The sequence below is a fragment of the Paenibacillus sp. J22FR5 genome (assembly GCF_059691975.1).
Genome location: NZ_JCAUAN010000068.1, coordinates 1 through 2,333 on the forward strand (window position 1 = coordinate 1; position 2,333 = coordinate 2,333).

3 protein-coding genes are annotated in these 2,333 nt (G+C 36.5%); all 3 read right to left on the reverse strand.

Annotated features, from left to right (window positions below; genetic code table 11):
• Positions 1-633: 633 nt before the first annotated feature.
• Positions 634-1,089, reverse strand: coding sequence for a hypothetical protein (locus AC58P7_RS33350; protein WP_497350348.1), 456 nt, complete (start codon positions 1,087-1,089; stop codon positions 634-636).
• 19 nt (positions 1,090-1,108) lie between these two features.
• A complete protein-coding gene (locus AC58P7_RS33355) occupies positions 1,109-1,411 on the reverse strand; it encodes a hypothetical protein (RefSeq protein ID WP_497350349.1) in 303 nt (100 codons plus the stop codon).
• Positions 1,412-1,640: 229 nt separating this feature from the next.
• Positions 1,641-2,126, reverse strand: a complete 486-nt coding sequence (locus AC58P7_RS33360) for a dihydrofolate reductase (protein WP_497350350.1) — start codon at positions 2,124-2,126, stop codon at positions 1,641-1,643.
• Positions 2,127-2,333 lie beyond the last annotated feature (207 nt).

Genomic DNA, 2,333 nt, shown 5'->3' on the forward strand with positions numbered 1-2,333 from the left:
GTAAGAGCGCCTCCTTGATGGTATTGGGTTTCAAACCCGTGCACAAACCCATCATACCGAGGCGCTCCTTTTTTGACAAAGTCCAAATCTTAGTCATTACAGGAATGTTTAATTTAATCACAAAAGTAATTAATTAAACAAAACTGCTATTTTACGTAGTCCTTTTTCCTATTAGCAAAAAAATAATTGCTGCAATATGTAAAAAAAGTATAAACGGACCGAAAGTAAAATAAAGGCAAGCCGGAACTAACCATACTGTCGCTATAATATTTAACAGTGGCTTGGTTAAAAGTGAGCCTAGCAATGCAAGTGAAGAAGGTAGTAAAATAAAATACAAATTAAATGTTCCAATTCCGTGAGCCAAACAAACTAGCATCACGATATAAGTTAAGGAGGCAATTACTCCAATAATAGAACCAGTTTTCCTGCATTGACGTTTCTCTCGCTCCTTATCAGTTTCAAGACAATCTCTTGATAATGCGCCTAAGAATAGTGTAGTCCCATTTTCATCGCATATTTCAACTTTACTTCAATGAAATCAAAAAGGAGCTGCTTCTATGCAACTCTCTTCTGAGCTATTGTTCAGCCGTTAGCGGAATTGGTCATCTTATTTATTTGATCTCTTTTTCAAAGTTAACTAGGAAATAAATATGGTGATTCATAAAGTTCCACATACAAACCAGACAATTTTATTTCGAGAAGTGCTTCAGAACTTTCGTCATTGGATCCAAGGTACATATAAAAATCGAACCCAAAGTGTACAAAAACATCATTAGATTCCAGCTTGCACCAATACTCGTCTCGAAGAACAGCCTGAATAACTGTATTCAAATCAGAGATATAGATAATTTGCCCTTCCTTCAGTGGCGATTCTCCTTCGAGATTCGTTACTCGAAGCTGTTTATCTTCCAGTTTATTCATTAGCGATATAACACTATTCACATATGCATTTGCTACTTTTTCATACTCTTCTTTTGTTACAGTTTTGCCAATATCACTGTACGAAGTCCATTCTTTGTTTTTTTGATAGCATCCCTTTTCGTCACGATAATCCGGATTGTATTTCGTTATTCGCCATTGGTACCGCATGAATTCCCCGCCGCCTTTATCACCAAAGCTTGAATCTGAGCAGATGATCGGTCAAATGTTCTCTCTTTAAGATTTCAATCTGCTTGTTCCCTATTAGGTCGTAATGTGGATATTCATCACGAAGATGTATGTAAACTGGATTTAAACCATTCGCCAAGCACCATTCCTTCAATCGTTCCAGATCACAGCAGCCCACCTTAGTGATCGTCTTCACTCCTGGAAAGCGAGGTTCTACCCAATAATGTGTCAAAAAGGCAATTTCTCCCTGTGAGCATTTGCTTTTCCATTCATTCAGTTCATGTCTGGATATTCCGAAAGCCATGTCATCAATCTCCTATTCGGTCCAAACGTCCTGGAGCATAAATACCCCAATAATGTCCTCGGATGGTTTGCAACCTGAATAACAACTAAATTCGCTGCCCAGGCTCCTTTTAATTTGCATTAGTATGAAACTTTTTCCTTGAAAATATCAGGCCGTCTCAGTTCCTCTTCAGATTGTTTTATAAAACTATAATTACTCGTTAGCGGAATACGACAGCATTACAACTAACCTAATTTCTTTCATAAACATGAAAATAATAATTATAAGGATTTTTCCTATCAGTTAGCCCTTTTTCAACAGATACTTCTTTCCATTCCTTAAAATCAATATCCGGAAAATAGGTATCACCTTCAAATTCATGATGAATTTTTGTAATGTACATTTTTTTTATATACGGCATAAATATCTTGTAAATCTGCTCTCCTCCAAAAATAAATATCTTCTCTTCATTCTGGCACAGATCTAAAACTTCTTTAATGGAATGAGCGATTTCACAACCTGCAATGTTAAGCCCCATATCTCGGCTTAATATTATATTTCGACGATCAGGAAGCACCTTTCCAATGGATTCGTAGTTTTTTCTCCCTAATACTATTGGATGTCCTTTTGTTGTTTTGTTAACATACTTCCAGTCATTAGGTATTCTCCATGGAATGTCATTGTCTTTTCCTATAACTCTGTTTTTGTCCATTGCAGCAATTAAATATATCTCCACTAAACCCACCCTTTATCGACAATTGCGTTGGCCTTAAGATACTTTTTGCAGATTATATATTTTAATATACCATTTTCAGGAATCTCATTGAAGTATACTGCCCGTCCCTCGGTTTTAAGGGTTTATCTCACATATACTCACTCATTCGCAGGATTTTATCACCTTGGTTTGCAGATGTTGTTCATGAGAGCGCTCATCAGACGTAGC

Coding starts and splice junctions, on each gene's coding strand:
- AC58P7_RS33350 (WP_497350348.1), bottom strand. CDS start 1,089: ATGCGGTACCAATGGCGAATAACGAAATACAATCCGGATTATCGTGAC.
- AC58P7_RS33355 (WP_497350349.1), bottom strand. CDS start 1,411: ATGGCTTTCGGAATATCCAGACATGAACTGAATGAATGGAAAAGCAAA.